This is a genomic window from Streptomyces armeniacus (assembly GCF_003355155.1).
Taxonomy (GTDB): domain Bacteria; phylum Actinomycetota; class Actinomycetes; order Streptomycetales; family Streptomycetaceae; genus Streptomyces; species Streptomyces armeniacus.
Map to the genome: position 1 here is coordinate 7,556,020 of NZ_CP031320.1, position 19,139 is coordinate 7,575,158.

Genomic DNA, 19,139 nt, shown 5'->3' on the forward strand with positions numbered 1-19,139 from the left:
TGCACGACTAGTACGACATCCCGGTGAAGCGCCGCGTCGCCGCCGTCAGGGCCTCCTCCACGGGCAGCCGCTCCATGGAGGACGCGCCGTAGAAGCCGTGCACGCCGTCGGTGTTGCGCAGCACGTACTCCGCGTCCTCCGGCTGGGCGACGGGGCCGCCGTGCACGAGCACGATGACGTCCTCCCGTACGTCACGCGCCGCCTGCGCGCACCGCTGCGTCAGCTCGACGCACTCGTCCAGGGTCTTCGCCGTGCCCGCGCCGATCGAACCGCCCGTGGTCAGGCCCATGTGCGCGACGACCACGTCCGCGCCCGCCTCGGCCATCGCGGCCGCGTCGTCGGGCGAGAAGACGTACGGGGTGGTGAGCAGGCCGTGGCGGCGTGCGGCCCGTACGAGATCGACCTCCAGGGCGTAACCCATGCCCGTCTCCTCGAGGTTGGCGCGGAAGGTGCCGTCGATGAGGCCGACGGTGGGGAAGTTCTGCACGCCGGAGAAGCCGAGCCGCGCCAGCTCGGGCAGGAAGGTGTCGGGATCGTAGAACGGGTCGGTGCCGTTCACGCCCGCCAGCACCGGGGTGTCGCGGACCACCGGGAGTACCTCGCGGGCCATGTCGACGACGATGTCGTTGGCGTTGCCGTACGCCAGCAGGCCGGCGAGGGAGCCGCGGCCGGCCATGCGGTAGCGGCCGGAGTTGTAGATGACGATGAGGTCGATGCCGCCGGCCTCCTCGCACTTGGCGGACAGGCCGGTGCCCGCGCCGCCGCCGACGATCGGCTCGCGGCGTGCCTTCTTCGCCTGGAGGCGCTCGAGGATGTCGGCGCGTGGGAATCGGGGCATCGTTTTACGGTTCCTCCTTCACCGTCTCCGCGAGGCGGTTCGCCATCTCGGCCGCGAAGCCGGGGTCGTTGATGTGGGTTTCGCGTTCGACGAGCCGTACCCGGCCGGGGTCCACGCCCGCGCGGACCGCGTCGAAGAGGGCGGCGTCCGCGGCCGGGTCGTAGAACGGCGCGCCCTCGACCGACAGCATGGACACGCCGCGCAGCGGCAGGAACACCGTGCAGGGCCCGGTGCCCGCCGAGACCCGTGCCGCGACCCTGGCGCCCAGCTCGGCGCACTCCTCCGGGGTCGTACGCATCAGGGTCACGCTCGGGTTGTGCACGTACAGGTTCCGGTGCGCGAACCGCTCCGGAACGGTGTCCCTCGGGCCGAAGTTGACCATGTCCAGCGCGCCGACCGACACCACCTGCGGCACGCCCGCGCCCGCCGCGCCCGTGAGCCGCCCCGGCCCGGCCGAGAAGACGCCGCCGACCAGCTCGTCCGCCAGCTCGGTCGTCGTCATGTCCAGCACCCCCGCCAACTGGCCCTGCGCGACCAGGGACTCCAGCGTGCGGCCGCCGGAGCCGGTCATGTGGAACACCAGCACCTCGTAGGCCCGCTGCTCCAGCACCTGCCGCGCCGCCTGGACGCCCGGCGTCGTCACCCCGAACATGCTCGCCGCGAGCAGCGGCTTCACCGCCCCCAGCGCCACCTCGGGCCGGGTCACCATGCCCGCCACGGCCGCGGCGGCGTTGGCGATGATCTGCGCGGAGAGCCGGTTCACGCCGGCGACGTCCACCACGCTCGGCATCAGTACGAGATCGGACTCACCGACGTACGCCTGCGTGTCACCCGACGCCGCTGTCGACACGATCACCTTGGGCACGCCGAGCGGCAGTACGCGGAAGGCGCGGGCCGCGATCGACGTACCGCCGGTGCCGCCGAGCGCCAGCGCGCCCGCGCACCGGCCCTCGGCGTGCAGCCGGGCGACCACCGCCCCGGCGCCCTCGGCCATGGTGGTCACGGCGGCGCCGCGGTCGCCCCGCGCGGCCAGCTCCGCGATGTCGGCGCCTGCGGCGGCGGCGACCTCCGCGCGCGTGACGTCCGCCGGGATGCCGGCGTCCTCCTGCACCCCGACGTCCACGACGACCGGTTCGACACCCGCGGCGCGCAACCGGTCGCGCGCGAAGGCGTATTCCGGACCCTTCGTGTCCAGCGTCCCGAGAAGCACCACTTCAGGCATGGACCCGCCTCCCTCTCTACCGTCTGCCGGCCGGCGGCGGAGCCGAGGTCCGCGGCGTCGCGCCCGCCGCGCCGATCGTACGGGCGCCGGGGCGCGTGCGCCCCGCACCGGGCGCCGTGTCCTGCCGCGCGCTCAGGACGCGCCGCCGCCGTGGAAGCGGCGGTGCAGCTCGCGTACCTGCTCCGCCAGGGCGGGAACCGGCCCCTCCACCTCGGCGCCGGGCACGACCTCGCGGATCGGCAGGGCCCGTACGGGCAGCGCCGGCACCCCCAACTCGGCGAGCCAGGCCGCCAGCTGCTCTGATGACGCCACGTACACGATGCGGCCCAGCCCGACCCAGCCGTGCGCGGCGGCGCACATCGGGCAGTGCTCACCGGAGGTGAAGACGGTCGCCGCGGCCCGCTCCGCGGGCGTCATGTTCGCCGCCGACCAGCGCGCCAGCTCGAACTCGGGATGCCGGGTCCGGTCGCCCGCGGCCACGCGGTTGTGGTCCTCGGCCAGAACGGTCCCGCCCGCGTCGACGAGCACGGAGCCGAACGGCTCGTCGCCCGCCTCCAGCGCCTCGCCCGCCAGCTCCACGCAGCGGCGCAGGTGCCGCAGGTCAGCGTCGTTCACCATGGTGCCTCCAGTGGATGATCCGCTCGGATGCTAGCGCCTGTCGTCAAAGCAGCGCCCGCCGTCCGCCGCAGCCGGAGTCGAGCCACCCCGCGCGGCATCTTGCTTGTACAAGCAGATAGTGTGCGCGGTGTGAGTGCGACCGCGACACCCGAAGAGACACCCGGGGCACCCCGCCCCGCCGACGACGCGCAGGACGACCGCTGGTGCATGGCCGTACGGCTCCTGGGGCGCGTGGAGAAGCAGCTGGACGAGACGCTTCAGCGCCGGCACGGGCTGCCCCTCTCCGAATACCGCGCGCTGTGCGCGCTGGCACGGGACGACAGCGGCCCGGCGCTGCGGATGGGGGAGCTGGCCGAACGCATCGGGCTCAAGGACAGCACGGTCACACGCCTCGTCGCCCGCCTGGAGTCCCGGGAACTGGCCGAGCGCACCGCCGCCGCCGGCGACGGGCGCGCCGTGTCCGCGGGCATCACGCCCTCCGGCCGGCAGCGCTACGAGGCGGCGACGCCCACCTACCGGGCCGCACTCGGGGACGCCCTGGAGGGCGCCCTCACGAACGAGTACCTCGCCGACCTCGCCGCCTGGGTGCGTACGGGCGAATCCGCCGCGGACGGCGCCCCCTCCCACGGGCCGCACACCGGGACCCGGCAACCGGGCGCGCACCGGCCGGGCCCACCGCCCTCGCGAAAGGACCACCCGTGACCGCAGCCGACGAACACTACGACCGTCTGCTCGCCGAGCACTACACCTGGATGCTCGGCGGCGACATCGAGGCGGCCACCGCGGCGCAGACCGAACTCCTCGGCGGACTGGGACTGTCCGGCGCCGGGGACGGTGCCGCGGCCGTCGACCTCGGCTGCGGCCCAGGGCCGCAGTCCCTCGCCCTGGCCCGGCTCGGCTTCACGCCGGTGACGGCGGTCGACTCCAGCGCCGTACTCCTCGGTGAACTCGCGGAACACGCCCGGCGGTCCGGCGTCACCCGGACCGTCCGCCCCGTACACGACGACATCCGCGGCGCGCTACCGCGCCTCGCCGCCGCGGGCTCGGTCGCGGCCGTCGTGTGCATGGGCGACACGCTGCCGCACCTGCCCGCCCGTACGGACGTGGGGGAGCTGATCGAGGACGCCGCCGAGGCGCTGCGGCCCGGCGGGAGCTTCGTCGCCACCTACCGCGACCTGACGCGCGCGCTGCACGGGCCGGACCGCTTCGTGCCCGTCCGCAGCAGCGCCGACCGTATCCTCACGTGCTACCTCGAGTATGTGGACGAGGACACGGTCCAGGTCCACGACCTGCTGCACACACGCCAGGATGGCGCCTGGCAGCTGAGGACCGGAAGTTACCCCAAACTCCGGCTGGCGCCCGAGTGGCTGGCCGGCCGGTGCCGGGCGGCCGGCCTCGCCATCCGCCACGACGAGACCGGCCCCCGCGGCCTGCGCGTCCTGCACGCGGTCAAGCCCTGACGGCCGTACGGCGCGGGCCGCGGGGGCCGCTCCCTCAACTGCCAGCGCCGCCCTTTCCGTAGCGGCGCTCGAAGCGCTGGACGCGGCCCTGGGTGTCCACGACGCGGGACTTCCCCGAGTAGAAGGGGTGGCTGGCCGAGGAGATCTCCACCTCGATCAGCGGGTAGGTCCTGCCGTCCTCCCAGACGACGGTCTTGTCGCTGGTGCCGGTGGAGCGGGTCAGGAAGGCGAAGCCCGCCGCGGTGTCGCGGAAGACGACGTAGTCGTACGGGGGATGGATGCCGGGTTTCATCGGTGGCTCCTAGTCTTCTGAGTCGGGAATTCCGTTCAGATGTGTAGGGTTGCCTGGTGGCGCGTATTGGGCGGCCGAAGGCCGAGTTGATTCTGTCGGAGGAGGAGCGGGCGGCACTGGAGGGGTGGGTGCGGCGCCGTTCCACGCCGCAGGCATGGGCTCAGATGGGTCTAGGGGCCAGGGACGGGGACTGGGTGGACGTCGAGATGGCGTACCCGGTGCTGCGGGCCGTACGGCAGCTGCTCCAGTTCGGCACGGACGTCCGGGTCGTGGACCCGCCCGAGGCCCGTACGGAGATCGTGCGCGCCGTCGCGGACCTCCACGCGCTGTACGGGCGCCAGGACCCGGCCTAGGGCGGGTCTTCCATGTCCCGCGTCTCAGCCCCGGTCCGCCGCGTCCTGTTCGCGGAGGAAGGTGACGAGCACGGCGGTGAGTTCGGCCGGTGCGTCCTCCTGGACCAGATGGCCGGCGCCTTCGATGAGTTCGAGCCGGGCGCCGGGGATGAGGGACGCGAGCTCACGGCCCTTGGCCGCGGGAATCCAGCTGTCCTCCGTGCCCCAGCAGACGAGCGCGGGCATCGTGATCTCGCCGTACCTTCCCTGCACCTCGTCGGTGTAGCGCTGGTCGGCCTGCGCGATCTGCCGGTAGAACGCGGCCTGTCCGGGCTCGCCCAGCCACGGCTCGGCCAGCCGGTCGAGGGTGGCCGGATGCAGTCCGGGGCCGCTGGCGGAGGTGAGGTACTCGCGTACGAGCGCACGGTGCAGCGCCGGCGGCAACTGCTCGAATACCGCCGCGTTCTCGCCGACCAGCCGGAAGAACGGCGATCCCCACGGCTCCAGCGCCACCGGGTCCACGAGCGCGAGCGCGCGGTAGCGCGCGCCGTGCAGCAGGTGTGCGCGGAGGGCGGTGGCGCCGCCGAAGTCGTGGGCGACGACGAGCGGTTCGTCGGGTCCCGTCAGCTCCCAGTGCGCCAGCAGCTCGGTGAACACGCGGCCCTGCGCGGCCAGCGAGATGTCCTGTCCCGCGGCCATCTCGGACCGGCCGTAGCCGGGCATGTCCCACACGTACACCGTGCGGTCCCGCGCCAGGCCGCGGGCGACGGCCCGCCACACGTACGACGAGAAGGGTGTGCCGTGGCACAGCACGACGGGCCGTCGCCGCCCGCCCCCCGTTCCGGGAAGGCGCGTCCAGCGCACCTCCCCGGCCTCGCTCCGGAACCGCTCGTTCAGCTCCCAATCATTCACGCTGCCGCTCCCCGCTCCCCGCTTCTCGCACCTTTCGCCGTTCGGCGTTCGGCGTTCGGCGTTCGGCGTTCGTCGTTCGTCGGCCCAGGCTAACGGCGGGTGCGGGCGCGCCGCACGGGAGTTTCGGGGCCCGTACGGGTGCCGCGGAGGGCTGTGGGAGCTGCGGGGTTCACTCCCCGCGGGGGAAGGAGACCTCGACGCGGCGGTTCTTCGTACGGCCTTCCTCCGTGCCGTTGTCGGCGATGGGGTAGTCCTCGCTGTAGCCGCGTACGCGGAAGGTCACGTTCGGGTCCAGCTCCTTGGAGAGCTGCTTCTGGACGGCCGTGGCGCGCTTCTTGGACAGCGTCTTGCCGTGCTCGTACGAGCCGAGGTCGTCGGTGAAGCCGAACACGTTCACCTCGGTCGCGTTCTGGTTCTTCACCTCGGCGGCGATCTGCTCGATACGCGACTGGGCCTCGCCGTTGAGCTTGTCGCTGTCCTTCGGGAAGAGGACCTCGGCCTGCAGCGTGAACTTGGTCTTGTTGTTGCTGTCCTCCCGCCGTTCCTCCCCGCCGATGTCCTCGGTCACGAACTTGATGTCCAGCACCTTGCTGGGCGCCAGCTGCGCACCGTCGGCGAGCTTCAGCCCGGACGCCTGCGCGTCGATCTTCGACACGGGCTGGGCGTCCCCGATGTTGTCGGGCGGCTCGCTGTACTCGGGCGCGGGCCCACCGGTCTCACCGGGGAGGGAGGGACCGCCGGTGGGGATGGTGGTCGGGTTGTCGTCACCGGGAAGGGTCGGCTTCGGCGCCTCGACGCCGGCCGGCGGCGAGGGCTCCGCGTGAACTGTCGCCGAGGCGAGGCCTGTCAGCAGGACGGCCGAGCTGGTCGTACACGCCGCGAGACGCAGGGCGCGAGCATGGGAAGGGTTCATGACGGCCCTCATTCGTCGGAGATCTTGATAGTGGCCGGCGGCATGTCGGCGATCTGGAAGTCGACGGTGTTGTTGCCCTTGGGCGGGGCGGGGAACTGCGCGTACCACGTCTCCGTATCGCCGCCCTGGATTCCCTTCGAGAACGAGGTGCACAGGCAGCGGCCTTCGGTGTCACGCAGAATGTAGTAGCGCTTCTTGCCGCTCTTGTCGGTGAGTTTGGCGCCCGCCATCGAGGTCTTGTTCTTGGCGGCAAGTTCTTCCTCGTCGCCCGACCAGCCCGGTGACAGCCAGAGTCCGCTTCCGTTGTTGGTCAGCTTTCCGGTGACGGTCACGAAGCCCCCCTCTTCGCGCTTGGCGGAGTTGAAGGTCAGCGTGAGGTCGTCGCCGCCCTTCACCTCGGCCAGCACCTCGTTGTCGTCGGGGGCGTCCGGGCCGCCGCCCCCGCCGTTGTCCTGGTCGGACTGTTCCGCGGACGCGTCGGAGTCCGGCTTGTCGTCGTCCCCTCCCCCGCTGCACCCGGCGACCGTGAGGACCAGCCCAGTCGTGATCGCCACAGCGGTCAATGCCCTACGGGCCTTCATGGTGCGCCGAACGTTCATGGATAGCTTGTCCTTTACTCGTCGTTCGCTCATCAGTCGACCAGAACCACCGAGAACAGGTCGGAAGGCTCCAGATCGAGGTCGTCGTCTTCCGGATCGATTTCGATGTCCTCACCGTCACAGGTGATCTCGATCGTCTTGCCCGCCTCGTCGCCGAAATCGCAGAGGGGCCTGATGACGGCGGTGGCCGACGCCTTGGCGGTCTTGTCCTCCGTGCCGGGAACGATCGTCTTGCCCGTGGTGAAGCGGGTCTCGATGCGCACGGTGTAGCCGGGGTCCTGCTCCCGGGTGACGGGCTCGCAGTCGAGGACGTCGGAGTCGTTCTTGCCGGCGAAGTCGCCCGCCGCGCCGCAGCCGTCGCCCGTGATCGGCGCCACCAGGTCGAGCCAGTCCTGCCAGGAGTCCTCGTCGCCGAGCGAGTCGAGGAAACCGTCGAAGAACTGGTCGCGGTCGTCCCGCGCCGCGGCGAGCGCCGCGGCGTCGGCGGCGGACTGCCCGCCGTTCCGTACGGTGCTGGCCTGCGCGACGGCGAAGAAGGCGAGCGCGAGGAACAGCAGACCCGACATCACGACGCCGTACATGATGACGGTCCCGCCCCGGTCGCCGCCGGGCCTGCGGGCGGCTAGCCGATGATGGCGGAGACCCAGGTGTTGATGGCGCCGGAGATACGCCCGGAGAGCCCGAGTCCCTGGATCGCGAGGATGATCCCGGCGACCAGGATGACGATGCCCGCGTACTCGATCGCTCCCGCGCCCCGGTCCGCTCCGCGGCCTCGCATGCGGTTGATGGCCGTGGTGGTCCACTTGCGGATGGGCTTCATCTCGTTCTCCGTCTCCTCTGGTGTCAGCCGGTCCGCTCGGGGCGGCACATTCCGGAACGTACGGGGCGGCGGCCCGCCGCCGCATGGGCCCGTGGGCCCAAAGGCGGGCCCAGCGGCCCGTGTGGTGGCGCTGCCGTTCGGCGTCAGCCATGGCTCACCGTCCCCCTCCCCCGCCGGGGGTTCCTCCGCCGGAGGCTCCCCCGCCCCGGCGGGCGGTGCCCAGCCAGAGCGCGATGGCCTCGCTGCGGGTGGTGGCCCGGAGCTTGGTGAAGATGCGGTTGATGTGGTTCTTGACGGTCTTCTCGCTGATGAAGCAGGTGGCGGCGATCTGTGGGTTGGTCATGCCCGTCGCGATCAACTCCATCACCTCCGCCTCCCGTTCGCTCAGCCTGTACGCGGTGGCGGTCGCCCACCGTCGTTGCTCAACTGCCGACTGTTTCATGCCCGTTGAAGGCAGCCCAGGGTTTTGAGCTTCCTGCGACGGATTCGATACCCGCGGTGAGGAAGCGGGGCGGCCCCCGCCGAGGTCCTCCGGCAGCGGATAGGCGGCCGTACGCGCCCGTGCCTGGTCGAGCAGGGCGGTGGAGGCGGTGGCGGTGAACGGGGTGCGGCCCTCCGTCAGGTCCCGTACGGCGGTGACGAGCTGGTCCGCCGTGAACTCTCCGTGCACCAGATAGCCGCGCGCCCCCAGCCGTAAGGACTCGTGGACGATCTCGCTCTCCCGGCTGTACGTCAGCATCATCACCGGGGCGAGCCGCGCGAGGTGCGGGAGGGCGGCGATGCCGTCCACGCCCGGCATGCGTACGTCGAGGAGGATCGCGTCGGGCCGCGTGCGCCGGGCCGCCTCGTACGCCTCGTCGCCGTCCGCCGCCCCGGCGACCACGTGGATGTCCGGGCGGCCGCGCAGGAGGGCGTCGAGTCCGGCGCGTACGACGGGGTTGTCGTCGGCGACGAGCACCCGTACCGGGGGCGGTACGCGTCCGGGGGCGGCGACGTGGGCCGTGGAGCGGAGGTCGTCGGAGTGCGCGGAGGTGTGCTGGGACACGTGTGCGTCGTCGCCACGGGTCGGGGCGGAGGCTCGGGAGACGTGGTCCGGCATCGGACGGTGCCTCCTCTCGGTACGGCTCGGGGACGGGAGCGGGGAGCGGGTACGGGCTCGGACTCGGACTCGGGACGGCTGTACGGACCCGGGGTGCGGAACGGGGGCGGGAGCGCGCCGCGTTGGGGGCGCCGGCTAGTCGGTCGGTGGCGGCGGGCGGGTGGTGCTGGTGCTGGTGCTGGTGCTGTACGGGGCATCCCCCGGTGGCGGGCGGGTAATCGCCGCGAGCGGGAGTTCCAGGCGTACCTCGGTGCCCGCTGCCGCGCGCCCGCGCCCGATCCGGATGCGCGCGCCGATCTGCGCGGCCCGTTCGACCATCCCCATCAGGCCGAAGTGTCCGGCGCGGCGCAGCGCGGCGAGTTCTGTGTGCGGCGGCAGGCCGCGGCCGTCGTCGTAGACGCTGAGGCGGTAGACGCTGCCGCTGGGGCCCGCTGCGACGGTGAGCCGGGTGGCGGCGGCGTGGCGGTGCGCGTTCTCCATGGCCTCGGCGGCGATGGCCAGCGCCTGCCGCGCGACGGCCGGCGGCACGGACACGGCGGGTGCGTCAGCACCGGAAGGCGCAGCACCCCACGCACCCGGCGCGCCCAACACCCGGAACGTGGCCGGCAGCCCCGTACGCGCCGCGAAGTCCTCCACTCGCGCGCCGAGTTCGGCCGTCAGATCCACCTCCCCGGCGAAGCCCGCGCCCTGCCGCAGGTCGGCGAGGATGTCGCGGGACTCGGCTGCCGCCTGCCGCGCCGAGCGGGCGACCTGTTCGGCCTGCTGCTTGAGCGTGGCGAGGGTGGCGGGGTCCGTACGGTCCGCGGAGGACGCGAGTCCGTCGGCGGCGAGCGCCAGCCCGTGCAGGGTCTTGGCCACCGAGTCGTGCATCTCGCGGGCCAGCCGGGCGCGTTCGGACTCGACCGCCTCGCCGACCGCTATCCGCGCCCTGGCCTCGGTGAGCGCCTGGCTGGCCGTACCGAAATGGAACATCAGGTTCCGAAGGGTCACGCCGACCACGCCCGCCGCCACGCAGAAGCCCGCGAGCAGCAGCGTGCTGGCGGGTGAGTCGAGGCGGTCGGCCCAGGCGCTGTACGCGGCGGCCAGTACGAGCAGTTGCAGCCCGGTGAAGATGCCCGCGCCGCGCCAGCCGTAGAGGAGCCCGGCGAGCAGCGGGGTGCTGACGGTGGCGTAGCCGACCGGAGAGTTGGGGGTGGCGGTGAGCAGGAGCAGTGCGAGGAAGAGGACGTCGCCGCCGAGCAGTACGGGGTGCCGGAGGACGGCGGGCCCGAACCGTTCCCAGTCCCGCAGCAGCGCGTACGACACCAGGACGGTGACCACGATGGCGCCGCCGACGAGCCAGCCCGCGACGCCGTCCGCCGCTCGGCTGAGCGCGAACGGGGCGCCGAGCGCGATCATCGCGAGGCGGAAGCCGAAGACCTGGCGGCACAGCGCCTGGAGGGCGTTGAGCTGGATGCGGATGCCCGGCACGGGCGCGTCCTGGCTGAGCACGCCGCCGCTGTCCGGTGCCGGGGCGGTCGGCGCGCCGCCGACGAGCGGCCCGCCGGGCACCGTACGGGCATGCCCGGACCCGCCAGGCCCGTACCCGCCGGGCTCGGGCTCACCCGCGCCGGGCCCGCCGGGTAACTCCCCCGCGCCCGCCGCACCGTACGACCCCGCACCGCGCCTCCGCGCGATCCGCATCCGCCCCCTCACCTACCCGTCCAGGATCGAGCCGAAGTCGGTGTCCGAGCCCAGGATGAACGTCGCCACGATCAGGATCAGCGTGCCGGGCAGCAGGAACGCGATGGTGGTGATGGTCGCCTTGGGCACGGTCTTGGCGGCCTTGCGGCGGGCGTTCTGCGCGTCCGTACGGCGCATGTCGGTGGCGATCTGCACAAGGGTGTCGGCGATGGGCGCGCCCAGCTCCTCGCCCTGCTGGAGCGCGGTGACGAACTGGTCGACCTGTTCGGACGCGTTCCGCTTGCGCAGCTGGGTGAACGCCTCGCGACGGCTGACACCCATGTCCATCTGTCGCAGCGTGATGCGGAGTTCGTCGGCCCAGGGGCCCTCGTAGCGTTCCGCGACACGCTCCAGCGCCTGCCGGAAGCCGAGTCCGGCGGAGACGACGACGGCGAGGACGTCCAGGAAGTCGGGCAGGGTGCGTTCGATGACGCGCTTGCGGTCGCGGATGGCCTGGTTGAGCGCGAGGTCGGCGGCGATCCAGCCGAACGCGAGGGTCAGCGCGGTGAACAGGAGGCTGCCCGCGGCCAGCCCGACCAGGCCCATGACGGCGCCGAACAGCCCGTAGACGGCGCGCCGGGCGGCGTACCGGTCGAGGGTGAGGCCGCCGGGGTTGCCCGCCTGGTCGATCTTGCGGCGCTTCTTCTCCATCAGCTTCGGGCCCATCAGCCGGAGCACGGCGGGCGCGAAGCGCATGCCGAGCCGGTCGATGGCCTGTTCGTGCGTACGGGCGCGGCTGGCGCCCATCTCGAGGGCGAGGCTGAGGTCGGCGGGGAGCCGGGTCTCGGCGCGGTACATCCGTACGCCGGTGAGGACACCGAGCGCGGCAGCGGCGGCGAGCAGGCCGAGCAGGAGCGGAACCATGCGGGCGTACCTCCTCAGACCTCGATCTTGCCCAGCCGGCGGATGACGGCGAACCCGATTGCGAACAGCCCGACGGCGACGAGCATCGCGATCTGCCCGACCGGCGAGCCGGTCACCTTGTCCAGGGCGCCCGGTGACATGGAGTTCATCATCAGCATGGCGCCGACGCCGAGGATGGGGATGGTGTACGCGGTGGCGTTGACCTCGGCGAGCATCGTACGGACCTCGCGCCGGGTCTCCTTGCGCTCCTCCAGGGTGGTGGTGAGGTTGCGCAGCGAGCTGACGATGGTGCCGCCGGCCCGGTTGGAGAGGACCAGGGTGGTGACGAGGACGACGAGTTCGCGCGAGGGGAGGCGTTCGGCCAGCTCACCGAGGGCGTCGTCGATGGAGCGGCCGACGGCCAGCTGGTTGGTGACGACGGTCAGTTCGTCGCCGGCCGGTGCCTCCAGCTCCTCCGCGGCCATGCTGAGGGCGGTGCGCAGCGCGAGACCGGCCGACGTGGCGTTGGCGAGGATGCGGGACAGCTCGGGCAGCTGGCCGATGAACGCCTCGATCCGCTTCTGGCGCTGCCAGTTGAGGAACGCGTTGGCCGCGAACAGGCCGAGGAACCCGGCGATCGGCCCGAAGAACGGCGCGAGGAGCGAGGCCGCGACGAACCACAGCCCGGCCGCCGCCGCCAGCACGTACACGAAGAACTCGCCGGGGCTGAGGTCCAGTCCGGTCGCCGCGAGCTTGAGCTGGATGCGGCGGCCCAGCCGCGTACGGCGCAGCCTGCGGTCCACCGCGGTGAAGTGGCGGCGGCGGCCGGCGGGCAGCTCGAAGCCCTCGCCGGTGGTCGAGAGCCGGTCGATGAGGGCTTCGCGCTGTGCGCGTCCGGAGGCGAACGCCTGCACGCCCGCGACGGCGAGCGCGCCCGCGAGGAGCGTGCCGCCGAGGGTGATCAGGGCGATTCTGTCCATGGGTCGGGTCCTTGGTCGGGGCGGTGGCGCGGGGCGGTGACGGCGGGACGGCGGTGACGGGCCTGGGCGGCGTGACGGCGGGACGGGCCTTGGCGGCGTGACGGCGGTGACGGCAGGTGGCGTCGTCGCGAGGCGGGCGGGTCCGGCTATACGGCCTGCCGCGTCGTCAGCTGCGAGTCGAGCGCGGCCACCCCGAACGCCGGCGGCACGGACTCGCCCGACATGGCGAGCCGGGCGGCCGTACGGCGCGGCAGCGGCATGTGCGCGAACGCGCCGTGCACCCGCCCGTCGGGCGACATCGGGCGCGCGTCGAAGCGGCAGACGGGCACGATCTGGAACGTCTCCCGGCCGTGCGAGGCCAGCAGGCAGATCTCGACGATCTTCCGGGAGCCGTCCGCCAGCCGGGCGAGCTGCACGATCACGTCCACCGCGGAGTTGATCTGGTCCTGGAGCGCCGCGAACGGCACCTCCACCTCGGACATCGACGCCAGCGTCTGGAGCCGCATCAGGGCGTCCTCGGCGCTGTTTGCGTGCACGGTCGCGAGGGAGCCGTCGTGGCCGGTGGACATGGCCTGGAGCATGTCGAGCGTCTCGCCGCCGCGCACCTCGCCGACGATGATGCGGTCGGGCCGCATGCGCAGCGAGTTGCGTACGAGGTCCCGTACGGTGATGCGGCCCCGGCCCTCGACGTTCGGCGGGCGCGTCTCCAGCCGGATGACGTGCTGCTGCTGGAGCTGGAGCTCGGCGGCGTCCTCGACGGTGATGATGCGTTCCGCCTCGGGGATCAGCGCGGAGAGCGCGTTGAGCAGCGTGGTCTTGCCGGAGCCTGTGCCGCCGGAGACGATCACGTTGAACCGGGCGCGGATGAACGAGGACAGGAGCAGCAGCATCTGCTCGTCCAGCGTGCCGAGTTCGATCAGCTCGTCCAGCTTGTACGCGCGCGGGAAGCGGCGGATCGTCAGCGTGGCGCCGGTCAGCGAGAGCGGCGGGATGATGACGTTGACGCGCTCGCCGGTGGGCAGCCGCGCGTCGACCATCGGGTTCGACTCGTCCACGCGGCGGTTCACGGTGGAGACGATCCGTTCGATGGTCTGCATGAGCTGCTCGTGCGAGGCGAAGCTGACGGGGACGCGCTCGACGCGTCCGGCGCGTTCGACGAAGACCTGGTCGGGGCCGTTGACCATGATCTCGGTGATGGTGGTGTCCTCGAGGAGCGGTTCGAGCACGCCGAGCCCGAGCGCCTCGTCCACGACGCGGCGGATCAGCAGCGCGCGGTCGTCCGTGGCCAGCACGGGGCCCTCGCGGCTGATGATGTGCCCGAGGACGCGTTCGAGCCGGGCGCGGCGCTCGGCGGGCGACAGCGCCGACATCTCGGCGAGGTCGATCTCCTCGAGCAGCTTCGCGCGGTACGCCGACACGAGATGGCTGGTGCTGTCGGGGACGGCGGTGGCGCCGGAGCCCGTACGGCCACCGCCGGGGCCGGAACCGGAACCCGTGCCGGAATCCGGGTCCGGGCCCTGGCCGCCGGACGTGCGGCCGATGCCGGTGCGGGTGCCGATGCCCGAGCCGGTGCCCCGGGGGTCACCGTCGGGGCCGGTCAGGCGGGAACGCAGGCTCACGGTGTGCCTCCTGTCCGCTCAGGTCTCACGTGGCGGGCATCTGTTGGTCGGCGGTCACGGCTCAGTCGCTGGGCATGGTCACGGTGCGGCTGGCGGCACCGAAGCTGTCGATTCCGGGGATGATCGACGGGATGGTGACCTTGGTGGTGACGGTCGCCTCCTCGTCGTCGCGGGCGCAGTCGAACGACGAGCGGTCGGCGGTCCAGCCGCTCATCGCGGACTTGCCCGCGCCGGCGCACTCGCCGGAACGGTCCTCGTGGCTCGCCGTACGGGCCCCGGCGCGCGCGCCCGTACCGGCCTGCTGGACGGCGTAGCCCGCCAGCCCGAGCTGGATCGCGGCGAGGCCGACGAGCAGCAGGAGCGGGAGCATCCCGGTGAACTCGATGCTGGACGCGCCCCGTTCGCGCGACCGCCGGAGGGCGCGCGTCCGCAGCCGCAGCCACGACCCGGGCCGCGGCGGGCGCGTACGGGCCGCCGCGGGCGGCTCGCGCCCCTTCGTCCTGCGCTTCGGCATCGGCATGGGTCACTCCGCTTCCGCTTCGAGTGCCGCGCCCGCGCTGCCGTGGACGGTGAACGGGAGGTTGGCCGCGCCGGGGAACAGGACCGGGGTGGCCAGGTCCACGTCGGCCTTCCAGACGTTCCCCGACTGGTAGCAGCTGACGGACGCGTTGGAGTTCCAGGCGCTCGGGAGGTGTTCCCGGGCGGCCGACTCGCAGGCCGACGCCGGGTCGCCGTACGCCGCTGCCGAGGCGGCGGCGCGGGCGCCCTCGTCGGCGGCGTTGCCCGCGAGGGTGAAGGTGTAGCCGATCAGGACGCACTGCCACAGCAGCGCCAGCACGACGAGGATGATCGGTGCCATCCCGGCGAACTCAACGGTGAGCGCGCCCCGTTCGCCCTGTTCGCCCTGTTCGTCACGACGTCGGCCGCGGACGAGCCGCCAGGCGCGTGCCCGCAGCCGGGCCGCGGGCAGGGCGCAGGCGGCGTAGAGGCGGCGGCGGACACCGGCGTCCGTACGTGAGCCCGCGTCCGTACGTGAGCCCGCGTCCGTACGTGAGCCCGCGTCCGTAGGTGAGCCCGCGTCCGTACGCCCGCCCGTGCCCGTACGGGTGCGTCCGCCGCGCCGTCCGCCCGACTGTGCCGGGAGCCCCGGCAGGGTCACCGAACCCCGGTCGTCCCAGTTCCGTTTGCCCCACAGGCGCACCGCGCCCCGGTCGGAGCCCCCGCGCTGCTGCCGTCCCGAAACCGAACCCGAACCGGCGCCCGAAGCGGAGCCCGAACCGGAGGAGGCGCCGGGCGGCAGCGCGGCCGGCTGGGCGCCGCTGCCGAGGGTGTCCGTGCCCTGCCCGGAACCTGTCCCCTATACAACTCTGACGCCGCCGAAGAAGGCCTAGGTGACGATCTCGGCAGACGCCGGACACTCACAAAGATGTGTATAAGAGACGGGTTCCGGGTGGGCTCCGCGGCCCGGGAGGGCCGGGAAGACGCGGGGCGGGCGGTAGCCCTCGGCGGCGAACGCCGCCTCGACCGCCTCCGTCACCTTGTCCGTCAGCCCGTCCTCCAGCAGGACGATCGCCGACCCGCCGAACCCGCCGCCGGTCATGCGCGCGCCCAGCGCGCCCGCCGCGTTCGCCGTCTCCACCACGAGGTCGAGCTCGTCGCACGAGATGCGGAAGTCGTCCCGTACGGACGCGTGTCCCTCCGTGAGCACCGGGCCGATGCCGCGGGTGTCCCCCGCGTCCAGCAGCCGGATGACGTCCTCGACGCGGCGGTTCTCCGTGACGATGTGCCGCACCAGCCCCCGTACGGTGTCGTCGGCGAGCCGTTCCAGCGCGCCGTCCAGCTCCTCGTACGGGACGTCCCGCAGCGCGCTGACGCCGAGCCGGCGTGCGCCCTCCTCGCAGCCCGCGCGGCGCTTCGCGTACTCGCCCTCGCCGAGTTCGTGCTTCACACGCGTGTCGACGACGAGCAGTTTCAGGCCCTCCGCCGCCAGGTCGAGCGGCACCTGCCGCTGGGTGAGGTCGCGGGCGTCCAGGAACAGGGCGTGGCCCTCGGTGCAGCAGGCGGAGGCCATCTGGTCCATGATCCCGCAGGGGACGCCGACGAAGTCGTTCTCGGCCCGCTGGCACAGCCGGGCCAGCCGCGCCGGGGACTGGCCGAGGCCATGCAGGTCGTTCAGGGCGAGGGCGGTGGAGACTTCCAGCGCCGCCGACGAGGAGAGCCCCGCGCCGGTCGGCACGGTGCTCTCGAAGTGCAGGTCGGCGCCGCCGACGGGCAGACCGGCCTCGCGCAGGGACCAGACGACGCCGGCCGGGTAGGCGGCCCAGCCGGTGCTGCCCGCGGGGGCGAGTTCGTCGACGCGGAGCTGTACGACGCCGTCGCCCGTGTGCGGCGCGCTGTCGGCGGAGTGCAGCCGGAGCACGCCGTCGTCACGGCGGGCGGCGTGGACGCGTGTGGTGTGCGGCAGCGCGAGCGGCAGCACGAACGATCAGGTTGACGCGTCCTGGCGCGGCCCATACGCCGTCCGGTTCGCTCCCGTACACCTCGCGAAAGGTCATTCGCCTGTTCCTCCCTGTTTCCCGTCTGCGCCTGCTGCCCCGTGCTCGCGCCGTGCGAACGCCCACGCGTCCTCGACGATCTCCGCCAGGTCCGCCCGCCGGGGCGTCCAGCCCAGAAGGCGCCTGGCCCGGTCGGCGGAGGCGACCAGTACGGCCGGGTCACCGCCGCGCCGCGGCGCCGTGATCTCGGGCACCGGGTGGCCGGTGACCTTGCGCACGGTCTCGATGACCTCGCGTACGGAGAAGCCGTTGCCGTTGCCGAGGTTGCAGATGAGATGTTCGCTCTCGACCGCCGCGTCCAGCGCCAGCAGATGCGCGTCGGCGAGGTCGGCGACGTGGATGTAGTCGCGTACGCAGGTGCCGTCCGGCGTGGGGTAGTCGTCGCCGTAGACGGAGATCGCCTCGCGGGTGCCGAGGGCGACCTGGAGGACCAGCGGGATGAGGTGCGACTCGGGGTCGTGCCGCTCGCCGTACGCCGCGCCGGAGCCGGGCTCCGTACCGGTGAAGTGCGCGCCCGCGACGTTGAAGTAGCGCAGCGAGGCGGCGGCCAGGCCGTGCGCCCGGCACTCGCCCGTGATCATGTGGTCGACGGCGAGCTTCGTCGCGCCGTACGGGCTGGTCGGCGCGGTCGGGTCGGTCTCGGTGACGAGTTCGCTGACGGGCTCGCCGTACGTCGCGGCAGTGGAGGAGAACACAAGCCTGCGGACGCCGGCGTCGCGCATGGCGCCGAGGAGTTCGATGGTGCCGCCGACGTTGTTGCGCCAGTACTTGTCGGGGTCCGCGACCGACTCGCCGACCTGCGAGCAGGCCGCGAAGTGGAGCACCCCGTCGTACGAGGAGTCCAGCCGGCGGCCCGCCTCCTGGATGCGGCCCTCGATGAACTCGGCGCCCTCCGGGACCCCGGCGCGGAAGCCGGTGGAGAGGTCGTCGAGCACGGTGACCGCGTGCCCGGCCTCCAGCAGATGCGCCGCGACGACGCTGCCGACGTATCCCGCGCCGCCCGTCACCAGATACTTGCGCGGCCGTACGGCGGCCGGTCCCGTGCTGGTCCCGTTCCCGGTTGTACTCACTCGCTCGCTACCTCTCGCAGTCGCTCGGCCGCGGCTTCCGGCGGCACGTCGTTGATGAACACGTTCATGCCGGACTCGGAACCCGCGAGGAACTTCAGCTTGCCGGAAGTGCGGCGAATGGTGAAAAGCTCAAGGTGGAGCGCGAACTCGCGGCGCTCCGGCACGGCGCCCGTGACCTGGTGCCAGGCGGCGATGTACGGCGTCGGGGGCTCACCCGGTCCGAAGATCCGGTCGAAGCGGCGCAGCACCTCGAGGTAGATGCGGGGGAACTCCGCCCGCTGCTCCTCCTCCAGCCCGAGCAGGTCCGGCACGCGGCGGCGCGGGTAGAGGTGCACCTCGTACGGCCAGTGCGCGGCGTGCGGCACGAACGCCACCCAGTGCTCGCCCTCGAGCACGACGCGCTGCCCGTCTGCCAGTTCGGCGTCGAGGACGTCGTCGAAGAGGTTGCGGCCGCCCGTACGGTCCCGGTGCGCGGCGGCCGTACGCAGCATGCGCTCGGTGCGCGGGGTGGTGAACGGATAGGCGTAGATCTGGCCGTGCGGGTGCCCGAGGGTGACGCCGATCTCGCGGCCTCTGTTCTCGAAGCAGAACACCTGCTCCACACCGGCCAGTTGGGACAGCTCGGCCGTGCGGTCGGTCCACACGTCGAGGACGAGGCGGGCCTGCGGCTCGGTGAGGTCCGCGAACGAGGCGGTGTGGTCGGAGGTGAAGCAGACGACCTCGCAGCGGCCCGCGCCGGGCGCGGAGGCGAACAGTCCGTGGGGCCCGCCGGCGGTCTCGGGGCCGGGGCCGCCGGTGAAGGAGGGGAAGCGGTTCTCGAACACGGCGACGTCGTAGTCGGGTTCGGGGATCTCGCTGAGGCGCCCGTCCCGAGAGGGGCACAGGGGGCACTCGTCGGCGGGCGGGTGGTACGTGCGGGCCTGGCGGTGCGCGGTGACGGCGGTCCACTCGGCGAGCAGCGGGTCGTAGCGGATCTCCGAGGCCGTCGCCGTGGGCTCGAGCGGGCGCTGGTCGGCGGCCTCGCGTACGGCGTCGTCACTCGCGTCGTAGTAGACGATCTCGCGGCCGTCGGCGAGCCGGTTCGAGGTCTTCTTCACGGACGCTCCTCACCCAACCACCAAACAGAAGTCAACATAATGAAGCACAACTCAACAGGGAGGTCAAGCGCGCGTTGACTTAGCCAGCAAAAGCGACATCGCGCACAATCGCTCCACCGTAACGCCCGATCTCCCTCACAACCAAACA

General features: G+C 72.6%; 21 protein-coding genes and 1 pseudogene. 3 read left to right on the plus strand and 19 right to left on the minus strand.

Going from position 1 to position 19,139, the window contains the following annotated elements:
• Positions 1–7: 7 nt before the first annotated feature.
• The 3 genes from DVA86_RS32785 to DVA86_RS32795 all read right to left on the minus strand — a co-directional run bounded on the left by DVA86_RS32785 (position 8) and on the right by DVA86_RS32795 (position 2,678).
• The gene (locus DVA86_RS32785; protein ID WP_208883756.1) at positions 8–838 is read right to left on the minus strand and encodes a phosphoenolpyruvate hydrolase family protein; all 831 of its coding nucleotides are present in this window, start codon (positions 836–838) and stop codon (positions 8–10) included.
• A gap of 4 nt (positions 839–842) precedes the next feature.
• Positions 843–2,060 (minus strand): Tm-1-like ATP-binding domain-containing protein, encoded by a 1,218-nt coding sequence (locus tag DVA86_RS32790; RefSeq protein ID WP_208883758.1) that lies wholly within the window; start codon positions 2,058–2,060, stop codon positions 843–845.
• Between the two features lie 132 nt (positions 2,061–2,192).
• Positions 2,193–2,678, minus strand: a complete 486-nt coding sequence (locus tag DVA86_RS32795; protein WP_208883759.1) for a nucleoside deaminase — start codon at positions 2,676–2,678, stop codon at positions 2,193–2,195.
• A 129-nt stretch (positions 2,679–2,807) separates the two neighbouring features.
• Here DVA86_RS32795 and DVA86_RS32800 point away from each other — a divergent pair, with 129 nt between their 5' ends.
• Both DVA86_RS32800 and DVA86_RS32805 read left to right on the plus strand, forming a co-directional pair.
• Positions 2,808–3,380: a MarR family winged helix-turn-helix transcriptional regulator gene (locus DVA86_RS32800; protein WP_245997444.1), complete on the plus strand. Its 573-nt coding sequence runs from the start codon at positions 2,808–2,810 to the stop codon at positions 3,378–3,380.
• Positions 3,377–4,138 carry a class I SAM-dependent methyltransferase gene (locus DVA86_RS32805; RefSeq protein ID WP_222623392.1) on the plus strand — a complete coding sequence of 254 codons (762 nt, stop codon included), beginning with the start codon at positions 3,377–3,379 and terminating at the stop codon, positions 4,136–4,138. Before DVA86_RS32800 ends, DVA86_RS32805 begins: the two co-directional genes overlap by 4 nt.
• 34 nt (positions 4,139–4,172) lie before the next feature.
• Here DVA86_RS32805 and DVA86_RS32810 read toward each other — a convergent pair whose 3' ends face one another.
• Positions 4,173–4,430 (minus strand): type B 50S ribosomal protein L31, encoded by a 258-nt coding sequence (locus tag DVA86_RS32810; RefSeq protein ID WP_208883761.1) that lies wholly within the window; start codon positions 4,428–4,430, stop codon positions 4,173–4,175.
• Positions 4,431–4,486: 56 nt separating this feature from the next.
• On the opposite strand from DVA86_RS32810, the gene DVA86_RS36055 reads away from it, so the two are divergent.
• Positions 4,487–4,783 (plus strand): WCX domain-containing protein, encoded by a 297-nt coding sequence (locus DVA86_RS36055; protein WP_281279340.1) that lies wholly within the window; start codon positions 4,487–4,489, stop codon positions 4,781–4,783.
• A gap of 24 nt (positions 4,784–4,807) precedes the next feature.
• On the opposite strand, the gene DVA86_RS32820 is transcribed toward DVA86_RS36055, so the two are convergent.
• The 15 genes and pseudogenes from DVA86_RS32820 to galT form a co-directional block, all read right to left on the minus strand.
• Positions 4,808–5,674, minus strand: a complete 867-nt coding sequence (locus DVA86_RS32820; protein WP_208883763.1) for an alpha/beta fold hydrolase — start codon at positions 5,672–5,674, stop codon at positions 4,808–4,810.
• 169 nt (positions 5,675–5,843) lie between these two features.
• Positions 5,844–6,587, minus strand: coding sequence for an OmpA family protein (locus DVA86_RS32825; protein WP_208883765.1), 744 nt, complete (start codon positions 6,585–6,587; stop codon positions 5,844–5,846).
• An 8-nt stretch (positions 6,588–6,595) separates the two neighbouring features.
• Complete coding sequence (locus DVA86_RS32830; protein WP_342776398.1) at positions 6,596–7,141, minus strand: hypothetical protein; 546 nt, start codon at positions 7,139–7,141, stop codon at positions 6,596–6,598.
• A gap of 77 nt (positions 7,142–7,218) precedes the next feature.
• A complete protein-coding gene (locus DVA86_RS32835) occupies positions 7,219–7,767 on the minus strand; it encodes a hypothetical protein (RefSeq protein WP_245997445.1) in 549 nt (182 codons plus the stop codon).
• Between the two features lie 41 nt (positions 7,768–7,808).
• Positions 7,809–8,054, minus strand: coding sequence for a hypothetical protein (locus DVA86_RS32840; RefSeq protein ID WP_425470953.1), 246 nt, complete (start codon positions 8,052–8,054; stop codon positions 7,809–7,811).
• Between the two features lie 106 nt (positions 8,055–8,160).
• Entirely contained in the window at positions 8,161–9,105 is a 945-nt protein-coding gene (locus DVA86_RS32845; protein WP_208883767.1) for a response regulator transcription factor, read from the minus strand.
• Between the two features lie 135 nt (positions 9,106–9,240).
• Positions 9,241–10,788 (minus strand): sensor histidine kinase, encoded by a 1,548-nt coding sequence (locus DVA86_RS32850; protein WP_208883769.1) that lies wholly within the window; start codon positions 10,786–10,788, stop codon positions 9,241–9,243.
• Between the two features lie 12 nt (positions 10,789–10,800).
• On the minus strand, positions 10,801–11,691 hold the full coding sequence (locus tag DVA86_RS32855; protein WP_208883771.1) for a DUF5936 domain-containing protein: 891 nt from the start codon (positions 11,689–11,691) through the stop codon (positions 10,801–10,803).
• Between the two features lie 14 nt (positions 11,692–11,705).
• On the minus strand, positions 11,706–12,650 hold the full coding sequence (locus tag DVA86_RS32860; protein ID WP_208883772.1) for a type II secretion system F family protein: 945 nt from the start codon (positions 12,648–12,650) through the stop codon (positions 11,706–11,708).
• Positions 12,651–12,796: 146 nt separating this feature from the next.
• Complete coding sequence (locus DVA86_RS32865; RefSeq protein WP_425471013.1) at positions 12,797–14,191, minus strand: TadA family conjugal transfer-associated ATPase; 1,395 nt, start codon at positions 14,189–14,191, stop codon at positions 12,797–12,799.
• A 139-nt stretch (positions 14,192–14,330) separates the two neighbouring features.
• Entirely contained in the window at positions 14,331–14,789 is a 459-nt protein-coding gene (locus DVA86_RS32870; RefSeq protein WP_245997449.1) for a TadE/TadG family type IV pilus assembly protein, read from the minus strand.
• A gap of 3 nt (positions 14,790–14,792) precedes the next feature.
• Entirely contained in the window at positions 14,793–15,428 is a 636-nt protein-coding gene (locus tag DVA86_RS35750; protein WP_245997451.1) for a TadE/TadG family type IV pilus assembly protein, read from the minus strand.
• Between the two features lie 228 nt (positions 15,429–15,656).
• Positions 15,657–16,824: pseudogene (gene galK, locus DVA86_RS32880) on the minus strand (galactokinase).
• Entirely contained in the window at positions 16,821–17,894 is a 1,074-nt protein-coding gene (gene galE, locus DVA86_RS32885) for a UDP-glucose 4-epimerase GalE (RefSeq protein ID WP_208883774.1), read from the minus strand. The pseudogene galK and the gene galE overlap by 4 nt, the downstream one beginning before the upstream one ends.
• Positions 17,891–18,991, minus strand: coding sequence for a galactose-1-phosphate uridylyltransferase (gene galT / locus DVA86_RS32890; protein ID WP_208883776.1), 1,101 nt, complete (start codon positions 18,989–18,991; stop codon positions 17,891–17,893). The genes galE and galT overlap by 4 nt, the downstream gene beginning before the upstream one ends.
• Between the last annotated feature and the right edge of the window lie 148 nt (positions 18,992–19,139).